A 24,866-nucleotide genomic window follows, 5' to 3' on the forward strand; every position below is an offset into this window, starting at 1 on the left:
ACGTGATTGTTCGGTGGGCGCCGCCTGTTTTAAGGTGGGCACATCAGACAGACGTCAGCCCGGAGATGCGATGACCACCACCAGCACAGGCCGCCAATGGAACACCCGCAGGGAAGCCAAGGCGCGCCGCAAGCAGAACGCCGCCGCCATTGCCCAGGGCAAGCTGGTGCCGACCAGCGATATTGTGCCCTTCCTGGAGGCAGTGCTGCTTTCGGGCGACCGCGTGGTGCTGGAGGGCAACAACCAGAAGCAGGCCGACTTTCTGTCGCGCTCGCTGGCACAGGTCGATCCCGCGCGTGTGAATGCACTCCACATGATCATCCCGAGCGTCAGCCGGGTGGAACACCTGGACCTGTTCGAGCGTGGCATCGCGCGCAAGCTGGATTTCTCGTACGCCGGCGCGCAGAGCATCCGCATCTCGCAGTTCCTGGAGGACGGCCAGCTCGAAGTGGGCGCGATCCACACCTATATCGAGCTTTATGCGCGGCTGTATGTGGACCTGGTCCCCAACGTCGTCCTGATCGCCGGCTACAAGGCCGATCGCGAGGGCAATCTCTACACCGGCCCCAGCACCGAGGACACGCCGGCACTGGTAGAGGCCGCGGCCTTCCGCGACGGGCTGGTCATTGCGCAAGTCAACGAGATCGTCGACAACCCCGCCGGCCTGCCGCGCGTGGACGTGCCCGGCTCCTGGATCGACTACGTGGTGCAGGCCGACAAGCCATTCTTCTGCGAGCCACTGTTTACCCGCGACCCCCGCCTGATCAAGCCGGTCCACGTGCTGATGGCAATGATGGCGATCCGGGGCATCTACGAGCGCCACCAGGTGCAGTCGCTCAACCATGGCATCGGCTTCAACACCGCGGCCATCGAGCTGATCCTGCCCACCTACGGCGAGTCGCTGGGGCTGAAGGGCAAGATCTGCAAGTACTGGACGCTCAACCCGCACCCGACGCTGATCCCCGCCATCGAGACCGGCTGGGTCGAGAGCGTGCACAGCTTTGGCAGCGAACTGGGCATGGAGGCCTATGTCGCCGCGCGCCCGGATGTCTTCTTCACAGGTGCGGACGGTTCGATGCGTTCCAACCGGGCCTTCTGCCAGCTTGCCGGCCAGTATGCGGTGGACCTCTTCATCGGCTCGACCTTGCAGATCGACGGCGACGGCCACTCGTCCACCGTGACGCGCGGGCGGCTGTCGGGCTTTGGCGGCGCGCCCAACATGGGCCACCAGCCCGGCGGGCGGCGGCACCCGACGCCAGCCTGGCTTGACCTGATCGAAACCGACGATCCGCTCGCGCGCGGCCGCAAGCTGGTGGTGCAGATGGTCGAGACCTTCCAGGCGGGCGGCAAGCCCACCTTCGTGGAATCGATGGACGCGGTCGACGTCGCGCGCGAAAGCGGCATGCCGCTCGCCCCGGTGATGATCTACGGCGACGACGTTACCCACGTGCTGACCGAGGAAGGCATCGCCTACCTGTACAAGGCGCAATCGCTGGAAGAGCGGCGCCGGATGATTGCCGCAGTGGCGGGCGTCACGCCGATCGGCATGACGCATGACCCCGCCACGACGCGCCGGATGCGCAGCGACGGCCTCATCGCGCTGCCCGAAGACCTGTGCGTGCAGCGCAGCCAGGCCACGCGCAGCTTGCTGGCGGCCAAGAGCATGGCCGAACTGGTGGACTGGTCCGGCGGGCTGTACGCGCCGCCCGCCCGCTTCCGGAGCTGGTAATGGCGAGCGCAGCAGCAAGGATCCTGCACACGCCGGCGCAGCACCGGCACCAGCCGGTGGCCGCTCCCCGCGCCCAGGCACTCGCTGGCCTTGCGGTCAGCGCGATCGTGGAAGAAGCACGGCTGTCGCCCAAGCCTGGCCTGGTCGACAGCCGTGGTAGCGGCGCACATGCCGACCTGACATTGCCGCTGATGCTGCGCTCGGCGCAGTCGCTGGGCCCGTCGTTCGCGGCCATGGCCGATGCCGGCCTGCAGGCGCCGCGCGTCGGATATGGGCTGCGCGAGCAACTGGGCGCGCTCGGCCGCGAGGCCGAGGCGGTGATGCTGTCCGCCACCGGCGGTGTCAATACGCATCGCGGCGCGATCTGGTGCATCGGCTTGCTGGTCGGCGCCGCGGGACAGCTCGGCGCGGCCGGGCAGCGCGCCAGTGCCGCGGCGATCAGTGCCACGGCGGGTGCCATCGCCGCGCTGCCCGACCGCCACCGGCCGGTGGTTACCGGCAACAAGGGCGAACTCGCCTGCCTGGCGTACGGCGTTGGCGGTGCGCGGGCCCAGGCACGGGCAGGGTTCCCGCACGTGATGCGGCTGGCGCTGCCGGCCCTGCAACGCAGCCGCGCGCGCGGCGACACCGAATCCACGGCACGTCTCAATGCGCTGCTGGCGTTGATGAGCGAGCTGGACGATACCTGCGTGCTGGCGAGGTCGGGGCGCAAGGGCCTGGACTACATGCAGGCCGGCGCCAAGGCGGTGCTCGCCGCCGGTGGCGCGGGCACGGTGGTGGGACGGCGGCAGCTGCGCAACCTGGACACCGGCATGCTGGCGCAGCGCGCCTCGCCGGGCGGCGCGGCGGACTTGCTGGCCGCGACGATCTTCCTCGACCGGCTGTCGCAGGACTCGATGGGCAACAATTCAGGGGACTTTGATGGAACAACTACGATTTGAATTTCCGGCGGGGCAGCCTGCCAGGGCGCGCGTGCTGGTGGGCGTGGTGGGGTCGGGCGACCTCGAGGTTCTGGTCGAGCCCGGCAGCGGCGGCGTGACCACGGTTGAGGTCACCACCTCGGTCAATGGCTATGGCCGTGTCTGGGATGCGCAGCTCGCGCGCGTCTTTGCCGCCGAGCCGCGCGCGTCGATGCAGATCCGCATCCACGATTTTGGCGCCACGCCGGGCGTGGTCGGCATGCGCCTGGCGGAGGCCTTCGAGGTGCTGGGCGACCCGCAACCAGGAGAGGGCGCATGAACACGGCGGAACTGCTGGCGCGCAACAGCTTTATCGAACTGGGGGCACGCGAGCGCGCGCGTGCGCTGCTGGACCCGGGCACCTTCCGCGAACTGGCGGGCCCGTTCGACGGCCTGCAGTCGCCATGGCTGCCGCCCCAGGGTGTGGTGCCGCAGAGCGATGACGGCGTGGTGGTCGCCAAGGGGCGCATCGACGGGATGCCGGTGGTGGTGCTGGCCATCGAAGGCGCCTTCCAGGGGGGCAGCATGGGCGAAGTCGGCGGCGCCAAGATTGCCGGCGCACTCGAGCTGGCCGCCGAGGACAACCGCCGCGGCGAACCGACGCGCGCAGTGCTGCTGCTGGAAACCGGCGGCGTGCGCCTGCAGGAAGCCAATCTCGGCCTGGCCGCGATTGCCGAGATCCATGCGGCCATCGTCGACCTGCGCCGCTACCAGCCGGTAGTCGGCGTGATCGCCGGGCAGGTGGGCTGCTTCGGCGGCATGTCGATTGCCGCGGGCCTGTGTACCGCGCTGGTGATGACGCAGGAAGGGCGCCTCGGCCTGAACGGCCCGGCCGTGATCGAGCAGGAGGCGGGCATCGCCGAGTACGACTCGCGTGACCGGCCCTTTATCTGGAGCTTTACCGGCGGCACGCAGCGCGTTGCCACCGGCTTCGCCGATGCGTATGTCGATGACGATTGCGACGCGATGCGCAGGCAGGTCGCCGAACTGTTGCGCGGCCCGGTCGACGGAAGCTATCGCAGTGAGCAATACGCCCAATATCTGGCCGCACTGCAGGCGTACGACGCCAGTGCGCAGCCCACGCCGGCCGATGTGCAGGCGTTGTTGCAACGGGGGACCGACGCATGAACTCACCAACCCAAACCGCTATCGCGCGCGAACCCAGCCGTGGTGAACGCTGGCTGCAGGCACTGGCGCCCGCGGCGCAGGTCCAGCCGGGTCTGCCAGACTCAGTGCTGGTTGCCGACGGCGAACTGGCGGGGACCGCGGTTCGCTGGATCGCCCTGGTGCCTGACGCCGACAGCCGCTTTCCGCGGGCACGTCATGGCGAGGCCGGTCTGCTCGAAGGCTGGTCGCTGGCGCGCGCGGTGCGCGAAGCGATCGAAGCGGACCGCGAATTGCCGGTCAGGCGCGCCATCGTGGCGATCGTCGATACCCCCAGCCAGGCGTACGGCCGGCGCGAAGAAGCGCTCGGCATCCACCAGGCGCTGGCTGGCGCTGTCGCTGCCTATGCCGAGGCGCGGCTGGCCGGCCATCCGGTGGTGGCGCTGATCGTCGGGCGTGCCATGTCGGGAGCCTTCCTCGCGCACGGCTACCAGGCCAACCGCATCATCGCGCTCAATGACGAGGGCGTGCTGGTGCATGCGATGGGCAAGGAGGCCGCCGCCAGGGTCACCATGCGCACAGTCGAGGACCTCGAGGCGCTGGCGTCGACGGTGCCGCCGATGGCCTACGACATCGAGAACTTCGCCACGCTGGGCATCCTGTGGCGGCTGATCGACGTCGAGTCGGCCAGCGCCCCGGTGCCGGCCGATGTGCACCTGGCGCGCGACACCATCCTTTCCGCGCTGGCGGAGATCCGACGCGACCCGACCCACGGACTGTCCGGCCGGCTGGCGGGCGCAAACCGCAAGGCGTCGGCTGCAGTGCGTGACTGCCTGTCGCGGCAATGGCAAGCCTGAACACTGCGACGCCCGCGCCACACGACCTGGTCTGGCCGGGCGATCCGGCCAGCGACCTGGGCCGCGACGGCTTGCCGGAATGGGTCTGCCTGCCAGCGCTGCGCGAGATCCCGCTGGTCGTGCGGCGCGACGGCCGCCGGCCTGGCGCAGTCCCCGTCGGCTTGCGCGGCGGTACGCGCGCGGAACGCTTCGGCACCTGGATCACGCCCGCGGCGATCCGCAAGATCGTCACGCCGATGGACCTGGCCGCGCAGCGTGCCTGGCGGCGGCGGCCGGAGCTGGCGACCCTGCCGGCAATCCTCGCGCTCGAGGCCATCGCCGACTGGCTCGACGCCGCCGGTATCCGGTGGGGCGTGACTGGCAGCGCCGGCTTCTCGCTCGCCTGTCTGCACAACGTGCTGCGTGCCGACAGCGACCTTGACCTCGTCGTGCAGGCCGCACAACCGCTCCCGGCCCCGCATCTGGACCTGCTGGCCGAGCTGCAGCGCGCCGCGCCGGCCAGGCTCGATATACAGGTCGCGACCCCGTTTGGTGGCTTTTCGCTGCTGGAACGCCTGCGCAGCGGCGGCAGGGTGCTGCTGAAGACGGATCACGGCCCGCGGCTGTGCGACGATCCCTGGCAACCCACGGCATGAATGTCCTGCTTACTTTCCCCGGCCAGGGCGCGCAGCGGCCCGGCATGCTGAAGGACCTGCCCGCGCATCCCGCGGTGGCCGCGGTGCTGGCCGAGGCGCAAGACGTGCTGCAGGTGCCGGCGGCGGAGATGGATACGCCGACACGCCTGCAGTCCACGGTATGGACCCAGCTTTGCCTGCTGACGGCAGGCGTGGCCATGGCGCGCTGCCTGGTCGCGCATGACGCCCGCGCCGACGCGGTGGCCGGCCTCTCCATCGGCGCCTATGCGGCGGCGGTGACCGCAGGTGTGCTGGCCTTTGCCGATGCGTTGCGACTAGTGCGCTTGCGCGGGGAGTTGATGGCGCAGGCCTTTCCGCATGGCTATGGCATGACGGCGATCCTCGGCCTGGACCGGAACCGGCTCGAACCGCTGGTGGCGCAGGTCTGCACGCCGCAGCAGCCGGTGTACCTGGCCAATTTCAACGCCCCCACGCAGATTGTGATCGCGGGCAAGCTGTCGGCGCTGGCGGAAGTGTCGACGCTGGCGCTAGCGGCTGGCGCGCAGGCCGCCAGGCCGGTCGCCATCCACGTCCCGTCGCACTGTCCGCTGCTGGCAGACGCCGCGCGCTCCCTGGGCGAAGCCATGCAGGGGGTGGCGATGTCGGCGCCTACGTTGCGCTACTTCAGTGCGAGCAAGGCGCGCGAACTGCGCGATCCACGCAAGATCGCTGAGGATCTCGCGCAGAACATGGCGACGCCGGTGCGCTGGCATGAAGCCATGCTGCTGGCACGAGCCAATGGCGCCAGGCTGGTGGTGGAGGCGCCTCCGGGTGATGTGCTGACACGGCTGGCGCAACCGGTGTTTGCAGATGGCATCGCAATGGCCTGTGACAGAACCCGCGTCGATTCGATCGTGGCGATCATGCGTCGTTGATTCTCCGTTTGGCAATAGCGGATCTGCAAAGCAGCAAACCACCTCGGTGAGGAGTCTCCGCGGTGGAATCATCGCGGATGACTCCACCTGCAAGCTGGGACATGGCGCAAGCGGTTGCGACGCATGGCTTCGCCATTCGTGTACTTTTGCAAGGCCATCACCTGGCGCTTACGAACAACCTGCCAGAGCGTCACCGCTAGTCGATCAGCTTGCCCTGCGCGTCAAAGAACGGATGCGCTGCCCCATAGTCCCCGATCGCTGCCGCATGCGTCACGAGTCCGTGTGCCGGATGCCACCAGTGCAGCAGGTAGCCCGGCGGCTCCATGCGAAAGCACGAGGGCGCCTGCGGGTCCAGGTCCAGCGCCACCTGGTGCGCCGGCCCGGGCGCGGTGATCGCGACCGTGCCACCGAAGCGGCGCGTGATGTGCCGATGCAGATGGCCGCACAGCACGCGTTCCACTTGCGGGTGGCGGCGCACGATGGCTTCGAGCGCGTCGGAGTTGGCCAGGCCCTGCTCGTCCATGTGGCCGATGCCGGTAAAGAACGGCGGATGGTGCAGCAACAGCAGGGTGGGGCGGGCCGGGTCGGCAGACAGTGCGGCTTCCAGCCATGGCAGCGCGCCGGGATCGACGTGCCCGCCGGGCTGGCCCGGCACGGTGCAGTCGAAGGCCACCAGCCGCAGCGGGCCCGCGTCGATGCTGTAGTGCACCGGGTCTTCGCCGCTGCCGGTGGCAAACAGGTAGTCGTGATCGGCAAAGACCCGGCGTAGCGCGCCGCGGCTGTCGTGATTCCCCGGCAGCAGCCGCACGGGCATGGGTAGCCGCTGCAGGATCTGGCGCAGGAACTGGTATTCGCTTTCGGCGCCGAAGTCGACCAGGTCGCCGGTGACAATCACTGCGTCGGGTTGTTGCGGGGCTGCCAGCAGGGCGTCGATGCAGCGGTGCAGCGCGCCGGCGGTGTCAACCAGCCGGTACGACAGCTTGCCGCCGGCCTTGATGTGGAGGTCGGTGATGTGGGCGACCAGGTAGGGGGCGGTGTTCATGCTGCCAGGGCTTCGGGAAGTGTGATGAGGTGGCCGGTGTCGATGCGCAGGCCGACGCGGTCTCCGGCGTGCCAGTTGTCGCGGCGCGTGGTGTCGACGATGAGCGGCGCGGCGGCGCCGACTTCCACCAGCAGGCGCGTGCAGTTGCCCAGGAACAGGGCCGTGACCACGCTACCGTGCAGATGGGCGTTGTCCATGTGCACCAGCGCCACGTCTTCGGGGCGGAACATCAGGTCGGCGCGCTGCGCCGGCGCGGATTCGTGCGTCCGGGGCACGACGCCGCCAGGCACGCGCCAGGCGCCGTTCTCGGCAGCGGCGGGCAGGCGGTTCATGGTGCCGATGAAATCCGCCACGAAGGCATTGGCCGGGGCGCGGTAGATATCCTGCGGCGTGCCCGTCTGGGCGATGCGGCCCTTGTCCATTACGATGATGCGGTCGCCCAGCGCCATGGCCTCGGCCTGGTCATGCGTGACATAGACGGCGGTGATGCCCAGGTTGCGCAGCAACTGGTTGATGTCGGCGCGCAGGGCGTCGCGCAGCTTGGCGTCGAGCGCGGTCAGCGGCTCGTCCAGCAGTAGCACGCGCGGCTGCACGGCAATGGCGCGTGCCAGCGCCACGCGCTGGCGCTGGCCGCCCGAGAGCTGGTCCACGCGGCGGTCGGCGAAGGGTTCGAGATGCATCATCGCGAGCATGTCGGCGACCCGCGTGCGGCGCGTGGCGGCGTCCACGCGCCGCACGCGCAGCCCGTAGCCGATGTTCTCGGAGACGGTCATATTGGGGAACAGCGCGTAGCTCTGGAACACCATGCCCACGCCGCGCTGCTCGATCGGCAGCGCGGTCACGCAGGTATCGCCGAACCAGACTTCGCCGCCTGCATCGGGATACTCCAGCCCGGCGATGATGCGCAGCGTGGTGGTTTTGCCGCAGCCGGACGGGCCTAGCAGTACCACGGTTTCCGCGGCGCCGATGTCGAGATCCAGCGGCTGCAGCGCCAGCGTGCCGTCGGCAAACGTCTTGCCGCAATCGCGCAGCCTGATGGTGGTGGGTTCATGCATGACGGGTCTCGGTATGAGGGTTGGCCGGCGTGGCGGCAACAGCAGGGGCGGGCACCGCTTCGGGAACGTACTTGCGGGAACGCGCGCCCAGCGCGCTGAGCGCCTGCATCAGCACCAGCAGCGGAATGATCATGACGAAGAAGACGATGGTGTAGGCCGAGCCGATCTCCAGCCGCATCGAGGCATAGCTGTCGGCCAGGCCCACAGGCAACGTCTGGGTGGTGGGCGTGTGCAACATCCAGGTGAGGTTGAATTCGCCCACCGACAGCGTGACCACCATGAGCGCGCCGGCCAGGATGCCCTGGCGGCAATTGGGCAGCACCACGGTAAAGAAACGCTGCAGGCGGCTGGCGCCAAGGCTGGCCGCCGCGTCTTCGAGCGTGCGGATATCGATGGCGGCAAGGATGGCCAGCACCGAACGCACCATAAAGGGCAGGGTGAACAGCACATGGCCGATCAGGATAAACAGCCAGCTCGTGCGCAGGGCCTGCCAGGTGCCGTAGAGCAGGATCAGGCCAAGCGCGGTCGCGAGGCCCGGAACGGCCACGGGCAGCATCAGCAGTTCCTCGATCAGCCGGGTGATGCGGTTGCGCCGCAGCGCCATGTAGTACGCGGCCGGCACGCCCAGCACCAGCGTGCAGGCAAGGCAGGCCAGCGCGATCAGCAGCGACAGGAAGATGGTATTGCGATAGAGCGACCAGACTTCCGCGAGCCAGCGCGTGGTCAGGCCGCTTTCCAGGCCGATGAAGATATTGTTGGTCAGGCCAGCCAGCACGGAGAGCACGACCGGCACGGTCATGAAGGCGCAGACTGCCAGTGTGAGCGCCAGTTGCAGCCAGTAGCCGGGGCGGCGATGGGTTGGGGTCATGGGTTGGCTCCTAGGCGGTCGCGGCCACGGCGTCGCCGGAGAACCAGCGTGCGAGCGCCAGCAAGGCCCAGGTGACGGTGCCCAGCAGGATGGACAGCGCAGCGGCCATGCCGAAGTTGGCGTAGTTGGTGAACTCGTTGTAGATGGTGAGCGGCAGCACATCGAGTTGCGTGGCCAGCGTGAAGGCGGTACCGAACGCGCCCATGCTGGTGGCAAAGCAGATCGCGCCGCTGGAGATCATGGCCGGCATCATCGCGGGCAGCATCACGTCGCGCACCACGTGCCAGGGACTGGCGCCCAGCGATCGGGCCGCTTCTTCCAGCGAGGCGTCCAGCTTGTCCACGGCCGCCATCACGGTCAGGATCACGCGCGGGATCGAGAAGTACAGGTAGCCGACGAACAGCCCCGCCAGGCCGTAGGCAAAGGTCCAGCGCTCGCCGGCGACCTTGTCGCCGACCATTGCCAGCAGGCCGTTGCGGCCGCCGAGCATGATGACCATGAAGCCGATCACCACGCCGGGAAACGCCAGCGGAAAGCTCAGCATGGCCACCAGCACGGACTTGCCAGGCACCGCGTTGCGCTGCAGGAAGGTGCCGGCAATGCCGGCAATCACCAGCGTGGCCAGTGTCACGGCGGCCGACAGCAGCACGGTGACCACCAGGCTGTGCAGGTAGCGCGGACTGGAGACCACGGTCCAGTACACGCCCGCGCCTTGCTCGCCGTTGATGCTGACCGCCAGGAGCCGCGCCATCGGCAGGCAGAAGAAGGCCAGGAAGACCACCAGTGCCGGCAAGGCGAACAGGAAGAGGGAGGGGGATCGGTTTGTCATGGCAGCGACGGGGTGATGGGGGGGGGCGATGGTTTGGGTGAGCCGCCCGGTTGTCTCCCCCTTTGCGGGGAGACAACCATCAGGCGGGTGACACCATCGCCAGTCGTCAGCGCACCTCCTTCAGATACTGCTCGCTGAACGCCTTTTGCACGTCGGCCATCTTGCCGAAGTCCACCGCCTTGGCCCGTGCGTATTCGGTGGCCGGCAGGAAACGCGCCTGTACTTCCTTAGGCACCACGCCGGCGCGCACCGGGCGCAGGTAGGCGTTGGCCCACAGCGCCTGGCCGGCGTCGGACAGCACGAAGTCGAGCACCTTGCGGCCTTCGGCCTCATGCGGCGCCTTGTTGACCAGGCTCATCACGTAGGGAACCACCACTGAGCCCTCCCTGGGGATCACGAAGGCAACGTTGGCGTGATCCTTGTAGCGGGCGCGATAGGCGTTGAAGTCGTAATCGAGCAGGATAGGGATTTCACCGGACAGCACGCGCGCATAAGCGGTCTGCTTGGGCACGATCGGCTGGTTTTTCTGCAGGTCCTTGAAATACTTGAAGGCCGGGCCGAAGTTGTCGAGCGTGCCGCCCATGGCCTGGTTGACCGCGACTGCGCCCACATAGCCTACGAAGGCGCTGGCGGGGTCGAGATAGCCGACCAGGCCCTTGTACTCGGGCTTGAGCAGGTCGGCCCATGACTGCGGCACCGGCTTGCCGCGCAGCGCGTCGACATTGACCATGAAGCCCAGCGTGCCGGAATGGATGGCGAACCAGTTGCCCTGCGGGTCTTTCAGGCCGTCGGGAATGTCGTTCCAGTGGGCGGGCTTGTAGGCGGCGGTGACGCCATCCTTTTTGGCCTGGATGCCGAAGGTCACGCCGTAGTAGACCACGTCGGCCACCGGGCTGGCTTTCTCGGCGACCAGCTGCGCCAGCGACTGGCCGGAGTTCTTGTTGTCCAGCGGCACGGCAACGCCGGTCTTTTCCTTGATGGCGCGGATCTGTGCCGCCCAGTCGGCCCATTCGGGCGGGCAGTTGTAGCAGATCGCGGTCTGGGCGGCCACGCCCTGGCTGAACGCGGCAGCGCTTAGCGCCAGGGCAATCCAGCGCAGCGGGCGGCGCCAGGAAGGAATAGGTTGCATGAGAGGCTCCTTGGTTGAGGACAGGGGTGGGGAATGCAACATGCGCACGCGGTTACGGTGACGGCGGAGCGGCCACGGTGCCGTTGACGCGCAGTGCGTGCGGCAGCAGCGTGACGCGCGCCAGCGCCGCCGAGGCTCGTCCGCCATCGTGCAGCCAGGCAAGCAGCCGGCCGACGGCGCTGGCGCCGATCTCCGCATTGGGTTGCACGACGGTGGCCAGCGGCGGTTCGACCACGCTGCCCAGCGCGATACCGTCATAGCCCAGCACGGAGATGTCGCGCGGCACGCTCAGGCCGAGGCGCCTGAGGTCGGAGATCACGCCGATGGCCAGCAGGTCATTGGTGCAGAAAAAGGCGGTGGGCGCATCGTTTGCCCGGACCAGCGCGCGGATCTGTTCGGCATTGCTGGCGGTGTGCGATGGCAGGCAGACTGGCGTGGCGGGCCTTAGCCCGTGCGCGCGCATGGCGTCCTGATAGCCGGCAAAGCGCTGGCGCGCGCGGTCCGAGGCGACGAAGGCGCCCGATACCACGGCGATGCGGCGGTGCCCGGCGGCGATCAGGGCCTCCACGCCGGCGCAGGCGCTGCGCCGGTTGTCCACCGATACCGAATGACGCCGGCTGCGCGGTCCGGCCTGGTTGTACGCCAGCACGTAGGGCACGCCCTCGCCGTCGAGTTGATCCAGCACCGTGCTGTGCGCCGCGTCGGCCACGGTCAGCACCATGCCGTCCACGCGATGGCGCAGCAGGTACTCCACACGCTCGCATTCGCGCGCCGGATCGTAGCCGCTGGTGACCAGCATCAGCGAATAGCCGCCCGCCAGCGCCGCTTCCTCGATGCCGTGCCAGCATTCGGCGAACACCGCGTTTTCCAGCGTTGGCAGCATCACGCCGATCATGCGGGTCTGCTGGGCGCGCAGCTTGCTGCCCAGCAGGTTGGGGCGAAAGCTGAGCCGGCGCGCCGCCTCGCGCACGCGCTGCGCCGTGCTGTCGCGGACCAGGTGCGGGCTGCTGAACACGCGCGATGCGGTGGCGAGCGACACCCGCGCGGCTTGCGCCACGTCGATCAGGGTGGCGCCACCTGTCGTGTCGGGCCTGCCCCCCGCTGGATCTTTGCGATTCACGCTTGCAGCTCCGGATGAAAACGTTTTCATTGAAGGTGGAAAAAACGGGGCGTCAAGACATTCCGTCGCTGCACTGCCGCAGAAGGCGGCTGGCGGACGGGTGCCTGCACCCTGTCTGGATGGCATTTTGTTTGGGGTGGATGACAGGGGGATGACATCCGGGTGCAAGGGCCGGATGCCGGCCGCGTAGGAAAAACGCCGCCTACGGAGTGCGCACCGCAGGTCGCGTGTCGCGTACCGTGGTCGGGGCGGGGTACACGTCGTCGCTGGGCGCAATCGGCTGACGCGGCGGTGGCGGGGTCGCCGCGGTATCCCGGGGGACTCCCTCGCAGCCCGCCAGGGCCGCGGCCAGAAGGGCGATGAGGGAGCACTCAGCCAAGCCGCAACGGAAGGCGTGACCGGTGCGGGGGAAGTGCGTGCGGCGCTGCATAAGCGGCCCCAAAGTGGCAATCCTGGATCTAGCTTAGCCTACTGGCGCACAACGAAACGCCCCTTCAATGGGTGGTTCAAGCCTGACGTCCCCCGTATCTATCCTGCAGGTGTATTGGGCCGCGACGGCAAACTCGCAACATGCCGGGGCAGTGTGTAACGAATCTCCATGTAGTGGCGTACGCGCCATATTGAAGTCGGTGCAAGCAGGTAGAATTGCCCCCTCCGTGCAATCGCAACATTCCTATAACAATGAGCCCCCGTCCGTCGCGCCTGCCGTGCATTGACGCCCTGAAAGCAATCAGCTCCCAGTTGATCGTGCTCCATCACCTGGCCTTCTATGGCCCGATGTCCGATACCGCGTATCGGCTGGCCCCGGGGCTGGTGGACTGGCTGTACGACTACGCCCGCATCGCCGTGCAGGTCTTCCTGGTGGTCAGCGGTTTCCTCGCCGCGCGCAGCCTGGCGCCGCATGGCCGGCTGGAGATCAGCCAGCATCCGCTGCTGGTGCTGTGGCGGCGCTACCAGAAGCTGGTGGTGCCCTTTGCCGCGGCGCTGCTGCTCAGCATCGCCGGTGCCGCCCTGGCGCGCCAATGGATGGTGCATGATTCGATCCCCGCGCCGCCCGGCCTGCTGCAGTTCCTGGCGCACGTGACGTTGCTGCATAACGTGCTCGATGTCGACGCGCTCTCGGCCGGGGTCTGGTACGTGGCCATCGACCTGCAGCTGTTTGCGCTGCTGCTGGGCGCGCTGTGGGCCGCGCGCGCCGCGGCGTGCGGGAAAGCGCCGGCGGGTGCCGGGGTCAGCATTGGCATCGTGGCGCTGGTGGCAGTGGCGTCGCTGTTCTGGTTCAACCGCGATGCCGCGTGGGATATCTGGGCGCTGTACTTCTTCGGCGCCTATGGCATGGGGGCGCTGGCCTACTGGGCGTCCAACCCCGGTCGCCCGGTGTTGCCGCTGCTGGTCCTCGGCGCGGTGGCGTTGGCGGCGCTGGCCTTCGATTTCCGGCTGCGCATCGCGGTGGCGCTGGCCACTGCGCTGCTGCTGGCGGTGGCGCGCCGCGGCGGCTGGCTGGAGCGCTGGCCGCGGGCGCGCGTGGTCGGCTTCTTCGGGCGCATTTCCTATTCGGTGTTCCTGGTTCACTTTCCGGTCTGCCTGCTGGTCAACGCGCTGGTGTCGAACCTGGCGCCAGGCCGGCCGGTGCTGAACGCGCTCGGCATGGTTGCAGCATGGGCGCTCAGCAATGTGGCCGGCGCGTTGTTCTATCGCTACATCGAAAGCGCCCGGCCGTTGGCGGCGCTGCGTGCGCTGCTGGGCAACGGCCGCGACCGCGCCAGCCGGCAACGCGTGTAACGTTTGCAGGCACGGTCGTGCAGCGGTGGTACGGCTTCTCCCGGACGGCGCCGTGCCAGCATGGCCGTGCGCGCTTCTTGTTGGTGCTTGTGCACCCGTTATGCCACGCCGCCTGCACGCCATGCGTGCATGCCGCCCGCCCGAACTTGCGTTCGGCGCCACACACATCGGAGCAACACTCGCGTAAACGGCATTGGGCGATGGCACAAAGGTTGCCTAGTATGGAATCGTAAACCTGACCATTTGGTCAGGATTCCATCGGGAACCGAGGGTGCCATGTCCGACCATATCGTCCTGACCTCGCACGCACGCCGCGACAAGCCGGCCGAGCCTATCCACTGGGGCGCCCCCACGGCGGCCGAGCGCGGGCCGGTCATTGCCAGCCTGGCGAATCCGGCGCAGCGCAATGTGATCGGTACTCACGCAGGTGCCTACGCGATCTACCGGGCCCTGGCGGTTGCCGCGGGCGCATTGCAGCGCGACCATCGCACCGACCTGACCGATACCGCGCCGGCGGAGGCCATCGGCCCGCATCCGCAGTGGGGCGACCCGGAGAAAATTGTCTCGCTGGATCCCTGGGGCCACCTGGTTTCCACTGTGTTTGCCGACCGCATCGCGGCCGGCGTGGATATCCGCCCGACCATCGCCGTCACCCGCGCGCATATCAACATGCCGGAGCTGATGTCGGCCATCGCGGCCGGCCGGCTCAAGCCCGACGGCGACATCCTCCATGCCAACGGCGATGTGCGCGTGACCAAGGCTGCGGTCGATCCGGTCTGGTACCTGCCCGGGCTGGCGGCCCGTTTCGGCATCAAGGAAAGCGTGCTGCGCCGCAGCCTGTTCGAGCAGACCGGCGGCATGTTCCCGGAACTGGTGACGCGGCCGGACCTGAAGGTGTTCCTGCCGCCCATCGGCGGCATGACGCTGTATTTCTTCGGCGACGTGAGCCAGCTGGGCAAGCCCGAAACCCGCGTGGCCTGCCGCGTGCACGATGAATGCAACGGATCGGATGTGTTCGGGTCAGACATCTGTACCTGCCGGCCGTATCTGGCACATGGCATCGAGGTGTGCATCGAGATGGCGCAGCAGGGCGGTGTCGGGCTGGTGGTCTACAACCGCAAGGAGGGCCGCGCGCTGGGCGAGGTGACCAAGTTCCTGGTCTACAACGCACGCAAGCGGCAGGTGGGCGGCGACCGTGCCGAGACTTACTTTGCCCGCACCGAATGCGTGGCAGGCGTGCAGGACATGCGTTTCCAGGAGCTGATGCCGGATGTGTTCCACTGGTTGGGCATCCGCCGCATCGACCGCTGGGCGTCGATGAGCAACATGAAGCATGGCGCGCTGGTGGCGCAGGGCATCGAGGTGGTCGAGCAGGTGGCCATCCCCGAGACCCTGATTCCCGCCGACGCCCGTGTCGAGATCGATGCCAAGGTGGCCGCGGGCTACTTTACGCACTACACGCCGCCGGATGCGAACGAACTGGCCCTGGCAAAGGGCAGGGGGTTGAACGAATGACGATGTTTCCCGAGGATGGCAAGCCCGGCATGGACCGCCAGGGCACAGGTAACGAGATGCGGCCGGGTGCCGGCTGGCTGAGCCCGGTGCCGGAAGGGCATCCCGCTTCGGCGCTGCTGTGTGCCGAGGCGGTGCGCACGCATTGCGCGGCGGTCACCGAGCACGTGGCCAGCGGCGCGTCCGAACTTTTCACCTGGCATCCGGACCGCGTGCATGCCATTGCCGACTATGTCGCCAGCACCATCCGCCAGCGCTATCCGGACCTGCAGGTGCCGTACCACAGCCGCTGGCGCCATTTTGAAAGCGCCGGCGTCGACCAGCGCGCGGACCGCTGGCAGGTGCTGTGCGAGCGTGCCGCGCTGAGCGGGCCCGAGCACCGCGAGGAGCGCGCCCGCATCGGCATCGACCTGGTGATTCCAAGCGTGTTGCTCGATGCCGGTGCCGGCCCTGACTGGCGTTACCGCGATCCGGCCAGCGACCTGGTGCTGACGCGCTCGGAAGGGCTGGGCGTGGCCAGTTTCGACCTGTTCGCGCGCGGCGGCTTCTCGGCCGCGCCGGGCGATCCGCTGCGCGCGGACGCCGAGCGGCTGCAGCGCATCGATGCCGACAGCATCGCCCACGCCTTCCAGGTCGCGCAGCACAACCCGCTGGTGGGGCTGGAAGGCCGCGCCGGCCTGCTGCGCCGCCTGGGCGAGGTGATGGAGGCGACCCCGGCGCTGTTCGGCCGGCCGGCGCGGCTGGGCAACCTGTACGACTACCTGAAGGCGCATGCGGTCAACGGGCAGCTCGACGCCCGCTTCCTGCTGCGCACGCTGCTGGTCGGCCTGGGGCCGGTATGGCCGGGGCGGATCATTGTCGAAGGCGTGTCGCTGGGCGACTGCTGGCGGCATCCGGCCGCGCCGGGCGGGCTGGTGCCGTTCCACAAGCTCACGCAATGGCTGACCTATTCGCTGCTGGAGCCGCTGGAGGACGCCGGCCTGACCGTGACCGGGCTGGACGCGCTGACGGGCCTGCCCGAATACCGCAACGGCGGCCTGCTCTACGACTTCGAGCTGATGGTGCCGCGCGACCCCGGCTTTGCCGCCGTGCCGCATGCGGTGGATGAGCCCGTGATCGTCGAATGGCGCGCGCTGACCGTGACCGGCCTGGACCTGGTGGCCGACGGCGTGCGCCAGGCGCTTGGCTTGCAGGAAGAAAATTTCCCGCTGGCGCGCGTGCTCGAAGGCGGCACCTGGGCGGCGGGGCGCCGCATTGCCGCCAAGCGGCGCCCGGGTGGCGCGCCGCCGTTCGCCATCATCAGCGACGGCACCGTGTTCTGAGCAAGTCGGCCGCCAGGCGGCCGACGTTGCCGGCAGGCATTGCATGTGAAACCTGGCATCAGGAGCGTCACCATGAACGACATGTCCGCTGTTCCCGCTGTTGATACATTCGATGCCGATGCTGCCGGCCTGGCCGGCGTGCTGGTCGTCGACCACCCGCTGGTGCAGCACAAGGTCACCCTGGTGCGCAGCGAGGACACCACCACCGACAACTTCCGCCGGCTGGTGCGTGAAATCAGCCAGTTGCTGACCTACGAAGCCACGCGCGACCTGGCCATGGAGACGGTCGCCATCCGCACGCCGATCGCGCCGATGCAGTCGCGGGTGCTGTCGGGCAAGAAGCTGTGCCTGGTGTCGATCCTGCGCGCCGGCAACGGCTTTATCGACGGCATGCTGGAGCTGCTGCCGGCGGCGCGCGTCGGGCATATCGGCCTGTACCGCGACCCCGAGACGCTGGAGCCGATCGAGTACTACTTCAAGATGCCGGAAGACATCCAGGAGCGCATGGTGATCGTGGTGGACCCGATGCTGGCCACCGGCAACTCGGCCATCGCCGCGCTGAACCGCCTGAAAGAGGCCGGCGTCACCACCATGAAGTACGTGTGCCTGATCGCCTCGCGCCCGGGGCTGCGCGCGCTGCGCGCGGCGCACCCTGAGGTCGGCATCGTCACCGCGGCCATCGACGACACGCTCAACGAGCACGGCTATATCGTGCCCGGGCTGGGCGACGCCGGCGACCGCCTCTACGGCACGCGCTGATGGACACGCAGGCCAGCGCCGCGGCGCGGCGCCCGCTGCCCGCGTGCGATGCGCCGGGCGGGCGCATCCGGCAGGAGAACCAGGCCATGATCCTGCGCGCGGCCGAGCATGTCTTTGCGCGCGCGGGCTTTGCCGGCGCCACCATGGCCGAGATCGCGGTGCGCGCCGGGGTGCCCAAGTCCAACCTGCATTACTACTTCCGCACCAAGCAGGCGTTGTACCGTGCCGTGCTGGCGCATACGCTGCAGCTGTGGCTGTCGGAGACCGACATCATCCGCGCCGAGCTGCCACCGCAGGTGGCGCTGGAACAATACATCCGCGCCAAGATGCGGCTGTCGGCCAGTCATCCGGATGCGTCGCGCGTATTTGCCAATGAACTGCTGCACGGCGCGCATGAGATCGGCGAGGTCCTGCGGCAGGTGCTGCGCGAACTGGTGTCGCGCAAGGCCGCGGTGGTGCAGCAGTGGATCGACCGCGGCCAGATGGCGCCGGTCGACCCCCAGCACCTGTTCTTCACGATCTGGGCGGCCACGCAGACCTATGCGGATTTCGAGTCGCAGGTATGCGCGGTGCTCGGCGTCAGCCAGCTGGAGCAGCAGGACTATGCGCAGGCCACCGAGCACCTGGTGGCGCTGCTGCTGCGCGGCTGCGGACTCGACCCCGAGCCCGCAGCACGCGACCGGCGCGCATGACGCCGTGGCGCCGGAGCCGGCGCCGTGAGAACATCGCCGTGCCTCCTGCCTGAGAGACCTCCATGCTCGACCTGATCCTGCGGCACTGCAACCTGCCCGACGGGCGCACCGACATCGATATCGGCATTGCCGCGGGCCGCATCGCCGCGGTTGAGCCGGCACTGGCCGCGCGCGCCGCCGACGAGATCGATGCGGCCGGCCACCTGGTGACGCCGCCGTTCGTCGATGCGCACTTCCATATGGACGCCACGCTGTCGTACGGGCTGCCGCGCGTGAACCAGTCGGGCACGCTGCTCGAAGGCATCGCGCTGTGGGGCGAGCTCAAGCCGATGCTGACGCAGGAAGCGCTGGTCGAGCGCGCGCTGGCCTATTGCGACTGGGCGGTGGCGCGCGGGCTGCTGGCGATCCGCTCGCATGTGGACGTGTGCGATCCGCGGCTGCTGGCGGTGGAGGCGCTGCTGCACGTGCGCGAGCGCGTGCGTCCCTACCTGGACCTGCAGCTGGTGGCGTTCCCGCAGGACGGCGTGCTGCGCGCGCCCGGCGCGCTGGACAACCTGAAGCGCGCGCTGGACATGGGCGTCGACGTGGTCGGCGGGATCCCGCATTTCGAGCGCACCATGGCGCAGGGCGCCGAATCGGTGCGGCTGTTGTGCGAGCTGGCGGCGGACCGCGGCCTGCGTGTCGACATGCACTGCGACGAGAGCGACGACCCGCTGTCGCGCCATATCGAGACGCTGGCCAGCGAGACCGTGCGGCTCGGCCTGCAGGGCAGGGTGGCGGGCTCGCACCTGACCTCGATGCATTCGATGGACAACTACTACGTGTCCAAGCTGCTTCCGCTGATGCGCGAGGCCGGCGTGGCGGCGATCGCCAATCCGCTGATCAACATCACGCTGCAGGGGCGGCACGATACCTATCCCCGGCGCCGCGGCATGACGCGCGTGCCGGAGTTGCTGGCGGCCGGCGTGCCGGTGGCGTTCGGCCACGATTGCGTGATGGATCCGTGGTACAGCCTGGGCTCCGGCGACATGCTGGAAGTGGCGCACATGGGGCTGCACGTTGCGCAGATGACCGGGCAGGAGGCCATGCGCGCCTGCTTCGCCGCGGTGACCGCCACGCCCGCGCAGATCCTGGGGCTGGATGGCTACGGCGTGGCGCCTGGCTGCCGCGCCGACCTGGTGCTGCTGCAGGCGCGCGACCCGGTGGAGGCAATCCGCCTGCGCGCCACGCGGCTGCGGGTGCTGCGTGCCGGCAAGACCATCGCCAGCATGCCCCCTGCGATGGCCGCGCTGGACCTGCCTGGCCGGCCGGCGCAGGTGGATTTCCTGCGGCGCGGCGGCGGGCAATAAGAATCACAAATTTTTTGTGTCAGGGTGTTGACAGTTCCTGACGCGCTCGGCATAATTTCCTTCTTCGCATCGAAGCAGCAATGCAGCGAAACGAAGCCCAGATGGCGGAATTGGTAGACGCACTAGGTTCAGGTCCTAGCGGTGGCAACACTGTGGAGGTTCGAGTCCTCTTCTGGGCACCAATATTTGGAAAGGCTCGCGCAAGCGAGCCTTTCTTCGTTTCAGCCCGAAAAAAACCCGCAGCGATGCGGTTTTTTTTCGTCCATCGTTTCCGTACTGGTTCCGGGGCCCGGCCTGCTTCATCCGGTTGCCACCCCTTCCTCGCGCTGTGCCTCGCGCACGCAATTGCGCCCTTCGGCCTTGGCGCGGTACATGGCAGCGTCGGCCGCGCCGAACAGCCGCTGCCAGTGACGCTCGCCGCCGCGCCCGATGGCCACGCCGAAGCTGGCGGTGACGCACAGCTGGGTGCTGCCCGACAGGTAGACCGGGCGCGACGCGATTTCCGCGCGCAGGGTTTCGGCCAGCGCGGCGGCCTCGCCCGGCCTGCCGTGCGACAGCAGCAGCGCGAACTCCTCGCCGCCGAAGCGTGCCAGCACGCCTTCGGGCGGCACCAGTGCGCGCATCATCGCAGCGATGTCGCGCAGCACCTGGTCGCCGGCGGCATGGCCATGGCGGTCGTTGATCTGCTTGAAGCGGTCCACGTCGATCAGCACCAGGCTGGCGCTGTCGTGTGCCGCGTACTGCGCGGCCACCAGCTCCAGCGCGCGCCGGTTCAGCAGCCCGGTCAGGCTGTCGGTGCGCGCCTGGTGTTCCAGTTGTTCGGTCAGCGAGGCGCGCTCGCGCAGCTTGCGGCGCAGGATCTCGATGGCATCGAACAGGCGCCGCATCTCCGCCGCGGGCCTGGCGGATGCCGCTGGCGCAGCGTACTGCGGGTGGTCGCGCGCCTCGGCCAGGCCGATCACTTCGTCGCCGGCGCGCAGCAGCGGCAGGAACACCGAGCGCTGCATGAACACCAGCACGTAGCCCAGCACGGCAAGGATCAGCGCCGACGTGCCGCACGCGGCCGTCAGTTCGCGCAGCGCCTGCGCGCGCGTCGCGGTGAAATGCGCGACCACCTCGTCCAGGAATACGCTGCGCAGCCGCTCCAGCGGCTCCAGCGTGCGCACATAGCGGTTGGTCAGCTCCGTCGGCGTCATCGAGTAATGGCCCGACACGCGGCCCTGCGCAACCAGGCTGTCGATCATCGACAGGCCCTGGCCGAAGAACTGGTGGCCGGCGTCGGCGTATGCCTGCTCCAGCGCGGGCACGGCGCCGAACATGTTGTACGCCGGCCCCGCCAGCTGCCATAGCTCCAGCAGCCGGCCGCGCGAGCGCGTGGCATCCACCAGGCTCTGCACCGGCATCGGCTGGCGCGCCGCCACGGGCGCCATGATCTGCGAGGCGATGCGCCCGCCATACTCGCGCAGGTCGCCCAGCATCCTGCCGGTCAGCGCCGGCGCCGCCAGGCCGTCGTCGCAGGCGGACAGTTCGCGCACCTGCCAGGCGATGGCCGGCTGCAGCGCGTCCACGACCTCGAACATGCTTTCGATGGCATGGCGGATCTCGTCCATGTCACGGTCCTGGCGCGGGCGCCCGGCGAGTTCGTCGATCTCGGCCCGCGCCCGCGCCAGGCGTTCGCGCACGCGCTCGACCATCAGCGGCGGCAGGTGGTGGTTGTGCAGGCCGAAGGGTGCCGGCGGCGGCGCGGCCAGGCGCGCCAGCGCGGCATCGCTGCGGGCGCGGAAGGCTTGCAGGCGTTCGCGCGCGGGAGTGTTGGGCGAGGGTGGCTCTCCCAGCACGCTGTTGGCCGGTCCGCGTTCCGCGGACAGCACGTTGGCGGCCTCGAGCAGCTCGCGGTACGCCGAGATGTCATACAGGTTCTGCCGCGCCGAGGTGAAGTCGCCATACGAGCGGGCCATCACCAGCGCGGCGAGCACCAGGGTGCAGAGCCCGCCGACCGCCGTGGCGATCGCCAGCTTGCGCTTCAGGCTGCGGCTGCGTCCGGCCGGCGGTGCCATGCCCCCGGGTTCGGACTCACGCCGGCGCGCACGTTGCCACAAGGCCATAAGGTTTGCTCCCGGCGGCAACTTGCCGGGCGATGTCTGCAAGATTTGTCATTACCGCCATTATTGACGAAAAGGCGCAGCGGCCAGGCCGAATTTGCTCACTGACAGGGTCGTACGGGGCGCGCGCGGCCGAACATTACCGGCTAACGCTGGCAGGGCATTTGACCTATGCTCAAGCTCATCGGGCAGGCACATATAACGTCCGAAGGTGGTTGCCATGACTACGGTCTTGTCATCGAGAGAAAGGGAGGCGGGGACTTGCCCCGGGTGGCACGCATGTGCCGCGCACCACGGCATGGTCCTGCATCACCTGCAGTACAGCGTCATCCTGGCCATGCTGATGTGTGCACTGGCCCATGCAGATGACGCCGTTCCGGAAAGCCAGGGCGTCTCCGGCTGGGACCAGCCGCTGCAGGCGCAAGCCGGGCAGCCCGCCATGGCCGACGTGCCCGATCTGCTGGTTGCCGACACCGCTGCTCCTGCCTGGTCCGCCACGCCCGCCGAGCCCGTCACCGTCGAGTATGCCGCGCCGTCGCAGTCGTCCCCATCCGCGTTAACGCTCGCCTTAGGCCCCGGGCCCGATGACGATGCTCCCGGCCTTGCCGCGGTCGACCGTGAAACTGCCGCCATGGCCGAACGCCCGCGCCGGGTGTCGCTGCACCTGGACGACATCACCAGCGCAGGCGGTTTTGCCGACAGTCGCGTGCGCACCATGGCGCTGGCGGTCGATGCCGTGGTGCCGCGCGCAGGCGGGCTGACCATCCAGCCGCGCTTGCAGCTGGCCTACCAGCCTGGCATGTCCCCCGTCTCCGGCATGCCGATGCAAGCCATGCCCGGCGATGCCAGCGCCGCCGGTATCGGCGTGCGCCTGTACGGCGCGCAGCCGACGCGGCTGGCCGGCATCTATCCCTTTGTCGAGGCAGACTGGTGGCAGGACAGCCGCAAGCAGGTCATCAACATCAACGGCACCAAGATCGATGCCGACCTGCTGCGCGGGCTGTTCTCCTTCAACATCGGCGCGCATGGCAATACGTCGACCGGCATGAAGCTGTGGTTCAAGGTGAGGGCGGGGCGCAACCCGGGCGGAACGGTCGGCGCGCGCTATCGGTGGTAGTGGGGAGGGTGGCGCCAGATGCGAGCGCCGCAATGAAAAAAGGGCTTCCGTTTCCGGAAGCCCTTTTTCTTTCTGCATAGGTGGCGCGGCTGGCAGGATTCGAACCCACGACCCCTTGGTTCGTAGCCAAGTACTCTATCCAACTGAGCTACAGCCGCACACGAGAGGCGCCATTGTAGCGCAATTTCTGGTTTGCGCAAGCCCCCCGCCAAAAATCTTCAAGTGGCCCCGATGCCCGCGCCCGGTGTTACGCCGCGGCGTTCGACCAGATGCCGTCCGTTTCCTGCGCCTTGCCGTCATCGCGCAGCTTGAGCAGGTGCGCCAGCAGCGATCGCTGCGCAACCGGATGCATGCGCGGCGGCACATCGTCGTAGACGCGCAGCAGCAGCTCGCCGATCGGTGCCGGACCCAGTTCGCGCAGCGCGGCAGCGACCTTGGCCTCGCGCTGCAGCCGGTGCCGGACCAGGATGCGGATGGCGTCCTGCGGGCGCGCGATCAGGAAGCCATGGCCCGGCGCCAGCCAGTCGAGGTCTTCGTCCTGCAGCGCTGCGAGCGAGTCCAGGTAGGCGCGCATGTCGCCATCGGGCGGGCCGATGACGACGGTCGAGCCCTGCATCACGTGGTCGCCGGTGAAGAGTGTCTTTTCTTCTTCCAGCAGGTAGCAGAGATGGTTCGAGGCGTGGCCCGGTGTGTGGCACACGCGCAGGGTGCAGTCCTCGGTGATGGCAAGGCGCTCGCCGTGGTCCAGTTCGCGCTGTGGCTCGAAGCTGAGGTCCTGCCACTGGCCGGCTGGCGCGGCACGCCCGAGCACCGTGGCGCCGGTGGCGGCCTGCAGCGCGGCGGCAGCGGGCGAGTGGTCCAGGTGGGTATGCGTGGCGAGGATCCAGCGGATCGGGCCGGGTGCGGCAGCAAGGATGGCGCGCACATGCTCGCCATCGTCGGGGCCCGGATCGATCACGGCCCATTCATTGCGCGCACCGCCGCCTACCAGGTAGGTGTTGGTGCCCGGGCCCGTCATCACGCTGCCGTTGTTGGCGGTCACGCGCCAGACGCGCTCGGACAGCCGTACCGGCACGCCCGGTGCCAGCTCATAACGGCCGTGCGTGTTGCCGTCGGGATCGATGCGGCCGATCTCGGCGTAGCACGGCTCGTTGGGCATCACCGGGCGCACGCCGGCTGCGCCGGTGGCCAGCCGCGGCATGATGCAGGCAATGCCGCGCAACTGCGAGTAATAGGCGAAGCAGGCCGCGGCGCTTTCAAACTGCGCGATCGAGCTCAGCGTGCGGCGCGTGACGTGCATCAGCAGCAGGCCGCTGGCGGGATCGGCGGCCTCGCCGGGGCGGACCCAGCGGTGCTCCACGATCTCGGTGCCGTCGGGCACGGCCATCTGGCCTTCGGGGGCGATGGCGACAAAGAAGCGGGTATCGAAACGCTTGGGCAGGCCGGGCGGCGTCAGCCAGTAGCTGTGATAGGCGAGCCGGTCGGCCGCCAGGTGCAGGCCCAGTTGCTCGCAAGCGTGGGCCAGGCCGGGGCCGCCGCGCTGCACTGCCTCGCGCAGCAGCGCCTGGCGGGCGGCGTCGAGCTGGTGCGGCGAATGCGGGCGCCCGTCGCGGTCGCAGGCAAACAGCAGGCCGGCCTCTTCATAGCATTCGCGCAAGGCGGCCAGGTAGAAGTCCAGGCCGCTGGCCGGCAGGCCCAGGCGTTCGCTGGCAAGGGCGTCGTCCAGGCCGTGGGCATGCGCGTGCAGGGCTTTGTCCTGCGCGTCGAGCGTGCCGCCAGGGAAGACGTAGGCGGCGCTGCTGCGGTCGTTGGCGCGTTCGACGCGGCGTACCAGCAGCACTTCCATGCCGGCCGGCGCATCGCGCACGACGAGCAGGCTGGCGGCGGTGCGCAGCAGGGGGGCAGGGGTGGCAGGGCGGTTGCCGCTTGTCTCTGTGGTTGTCATTGTGTCGGCATCATGGTTGTGCTGGCGGCACGCACCTGGCCGGAA

General features: G+C 68.7%; 22 protein-coding genes and 2 tRNA genes. 15 read left to right on the forward strand and 9 right to left on the reverse strand.

The window, feature by feature from the left end; translation table 11 throughout:
• The first annotated feature begins 70 nt into the window (after window positions 1–70).
• From mdcA to mdcH, 7 genes are read left to right on the forward strand one after another with little or no spacing between them, the layout of a single operon-like run.
• Window positions 71–1,729 carry a malonate decarboxylase subunit alpha gene (gene mdcA / locus AC3WLE_RS00195; RefSeq protein WP_492357175.1) on the forward strand — a complete coding sequence of 553 codons (1,659 nt, stop codon included), beginning with the start codon at window positions 71–73 and terminating at the stop codon, window positions 1,727–1,729.
• A complete protein-coding gene (locus AC3WLE_RS00200; protein ID WP_492357176.1) occupies window positions 1,729–2,670 on the forward strand; it encodes a triphosphoribosyl-dephospho-CoA synthase in 942 nt (313 codons plus the stop codon). Before mdcA ends, AC3WLE_RS00200 begins: the two co-directional genes overlap by 1 nt.
• A complete protein-coding gene (locus AC3WLE_RS00205) occupies window positions 2,651–2,968 on the forward strand; it encodes a malonate decarboxylase subunit delta (protein WP_492316855.1) in 318 nt (105 codons plus the stop codon). Before AC3WLE_RS00200 ends, AC3WLE_RS00205 begins: the two co-directional genes overlap by 20 nt.
• The gene (locus AC3WLE_RS00210; protein WP_492357177.1) at window positions 2,965–3,816 is read left to right on the forward strand and encodes a biotin-independent malonate decarboxylase subunit beta; all 852 of its coding nucleotides are present in this window, start codon (window positions 2,965–2,967) and stop codon (window positions 3,814–3,816) included. Before AC3WLE_RS00205 ends, AC3WLE_RS00210 begins: the two co-directional genes overlap by 4 nt.
• Window positions 3,813–4,649: a biotin-independent malonate decarboxylase subunit gamma gene (gene mdcE / locus AC3WLE_RS00215; RefSeq protein ID WP_492316857.1), complete on the forward strand. Its 837-nt coding sequence runs from the start codon at window positions 3,813–3,815 to the stop codon at window positions 4,647–4,649. Before AC3WLE_RS00210 ends, mdcE begins: the two co-directional genes overlap by 4 nt.
• Entirely contained in the window at window positions 4,637–5,284 is a 648-nt protein-coding gene (locus AC3WLE_RS00220) for a malonate decarboxylase holo-ACP synthase (RefSeq protein ID WP_492357178.1), read from the forward strand. Before mdcE ends, AC3WLE_RS00220 begins: the two co-directional genes overlap by 13 nt.
• Complete coding sequence (mdcH, locus tag AC3WLE_RS00225; RefSeq protein WP_492316859.1) at window positions 5,281–6,198, forward strand: malonate decarboxylase subunit epsilon; 918 nt, start codon at window positions 5,281–5,283, stop codon at window positions 6,196–6,198. The genes AC3WLE_RS00220 and mdcH overlap by 4 nt, the downstream gene beginning before the upstream one ends.
• A gap of 196 nt (window positions 6,199–6,394) precedes the next feature.
• Here mdcH and AC3WLE_RS00230 read toward each other — a convergent pair whose 3' ends face one another.
• The 6 genes from AC3WLE_RS00230 to AC3WLE_RS00255 form a co-directional block, all read right to left on the reverse strand.
• Window positions 6,395–7,240: a phosphodiesterase gene (locus AC3WLE_RS00230; RefSeq protein ID WP_492357179.1), complete on the reverse strand. Its 846-nt coding sequence runs from the start codon at window positions 7,238–7,240 to the stop codon at window positions 6,395–6,397.
• Window positions 7,237–8,295, reverse strand: coding sequence for an ABC transporter ATP-binding protein (locus AC3WLE_RS00235; protein ID WP_492316861.1), 1,059 nt, complete (start codon window positions 8,293–8,295; stop codon window positions 7,237–7,239). Before AC3WLE_RS00235 ends, AC3WLE_RS00230 begins: the two co-directional genes overlap by 4 nt.
• The gene (locus tag AC3WLE_RS00240) at window positions 8,288–9,163 is read right to left on the reverse strand and encodes an ABC transporter permease (protein WP_492316862.1); all 876 of its coding nucleotides are present in this window, start codon (window positions 9,161–9,163) and stop codon (window positions 8,288–8,290) included. The genes AC3WLE_RS00235 and AC3WLE_RS00240 overlap by 8 nt, the downstream gene beginning before the upstream one ends.
• Before the next feature lie 10 nt (window positions 9,164–9,173).
• The gene (locus AC3WLE_RS00245) at window positions 9,174–9,992 is read right to left on the reverse strand and encodes an ABC transporter permease (protein WP_492316863.1); all 819 of its coding nucleotides are present in this window, start codon (window positions 9,990–9,992) and stop codon (window positions 9,174–9,176) included.
• A gap of 106 nt (window positions 9,993–10,098) precedes the next feature.
• Window positions 10,099–11,121: an ABC transporter substrate-binding protein gene (locus tag AC3WLE_RS00250; RefSeq protein WP_479942089.1), complete on the reverse strand. Its 1,023-nt coding sequence runs from the start codon at window positions 11,119–11,121 to the stop codon at window positions 10,099–10,101.
• 52 nt (window positions 11,122–11,173) lie between these two features.
• Complete coding sequence (locus AC3WLE_RS00255) at window positions 11,174–12,271, reverse strand: substrate-binding domain-containing protein (protein ID WP_492316865.1); 1,098 nt, start codon at window positions 12,269–12,271, stop codon at window positions 11,174–11,176.
• A gap of 651 nt (window positions 12,272–12,922) precedes the next feature.
• On the opposite strand from AC3WLE_RS00255, the gene AC3WLE_RS00260 reads away from it, so the two are divergent.
• The 7 genes from AC3WLE_RS00260 (at window position 12,923) to AC3WLE_RS00290 (ending at window position 19,839) form a co-directional block, all read left to right on the forward strand.
• A complete protein-coding gene (locus AC3WLE_RS00260) occupies window positions 12,923–14,023 on the forward strand; it encodes an acyltransferase family protein (RefSeq protein WP_492351037.1) in 1,101 nt (366 codons plus the stop codon).
• Between the two features lie 276 nt (window positions 14,024–14,299).
• Complete coding sequence (locus AC3WLE_RS00265; RefSeq protein ID WP_010814581.1) at window positions 14,300–15,538, forward strand: GTP cyclohydrolase II; 1,239 nt, start codon at window positions 14,300–14,302, stop codon at window positions 15,536–15,538.
• Entirely contained in the window at window positions 15,535–16,857 is a 1,323-nt protein-coding gene (locus AC3WLE_RS00270; RefSeq protein WP_492355713.1) for a URC4/urg3 family protein, read from the forward strand. The genes AC3WLE_RS00265 and AC3WLE_RS00270 overlap by 4 nt, the downstream gene beginning before the upstream one ends.
• 72 nt (window positions 16,858–16,929) lie before the next feature.
• Window positions 16,930–17,616 (forward strand): uracil phosphoribosyltransferase, encoded by a 687-nt coding sequence (upp, locus tag AC3WLE_RS00275; protein ID WP_492355714.1) that lies wholly within the window; start codon window positions 16,930–16,932, stop codon window positions 17,614–17,616.
• Entirely contained in the window at window positions 17,616–18,308 is a 693-nt protein-coding gene (locus AC3WLE_RS00280) for a TetR/AcrR family transcriptional regulator (RefSeq protein ID WP_492316869.1), read from the forward strand. The genes upp and AC3WLE_RS00280 overlap by 1 nt, the downstream gene beginning before the upstream one ends.
• A 62-nt stretch (window positions 18,309–18,370) precedes the next feature.
• The gene (locus AC3WLE_RS00285; RefSeq protein WP_492355715.1) at window positions 18,371–19,657 is read left to right on the forward strand and encodes an amidohydrolase family protein; all 1,287 of its coding nucleotides are present in this window, start codon (window positions 18,371–18,373) and stop codon (window positions 19,655–19,657) included.
• A 95-nt stretch (window positions 19,658–19,752) separates the two neighbouring features.
• Window positions 19,753–19,839, forward strand: a tRNA-Leu gene (locus AC3WLE_RS00290).
• 117 nt (window positions 19,840–19,956) lie between these two features.
• Here the strand turns inward: AC3WLE_RS00290 and AC3WLE_RS00295 are convergent.
• Entirely contained in the window at window positions 19,957–21,762 is a 1,806-nt protein-coding gene (locus tag AC3WLE_RS00295) for a GGDEF domain-containing protein (protein WP_492355716.1), read from the reverse strand.
• Between the two features lie 217 nt (window positions 21,763–21,979).
• On the opposite strand from AC3WLE_RS00295, the gene AC3WLE_RS00300 reads away from it, so the two are divergent.
• Window positions 21,980–22,876 (forward strand): hydrolase, encoded by an 897-nt coding sequence (locus AC3WLE_RS00300; protein WP_492316872.1) that lies wholly within the window; start codon window positions 21,980–21,982, stop codon window positions 22,874–22,876.
• Between the two features lie 81 nt (window positions 22,877–22,957).
• On the opposite strand, the gene AC3WLE_RS00305 is transcribed toward AC3WLE_RS00300, so the two are convergent.
• Window positions 22,958–23,034 (reverse strand) — tRNA-Arg (locus AC3WLE_RS00305).
• Window positions 23,035–23,123: 89 nt separating this feature from the next.
• On the reverse strand, window positions 23,124–24,821 hold the full coding sequence (locus tag AC3WLE_RS00310) for an MBL fold metallo-hydrolase (protein WP_492355717.1): 1,698 nt from the start codon (window positions 24,819–24,821) through the stop codon (window positions 23,124–23,126).
• Window positions 24,822–24,866: the final 45 nt, after the last annotated feature.

It is taken from the genome of Cupriavidus sp. FW306-1B-F12B, from assembly GCF_058781795.1.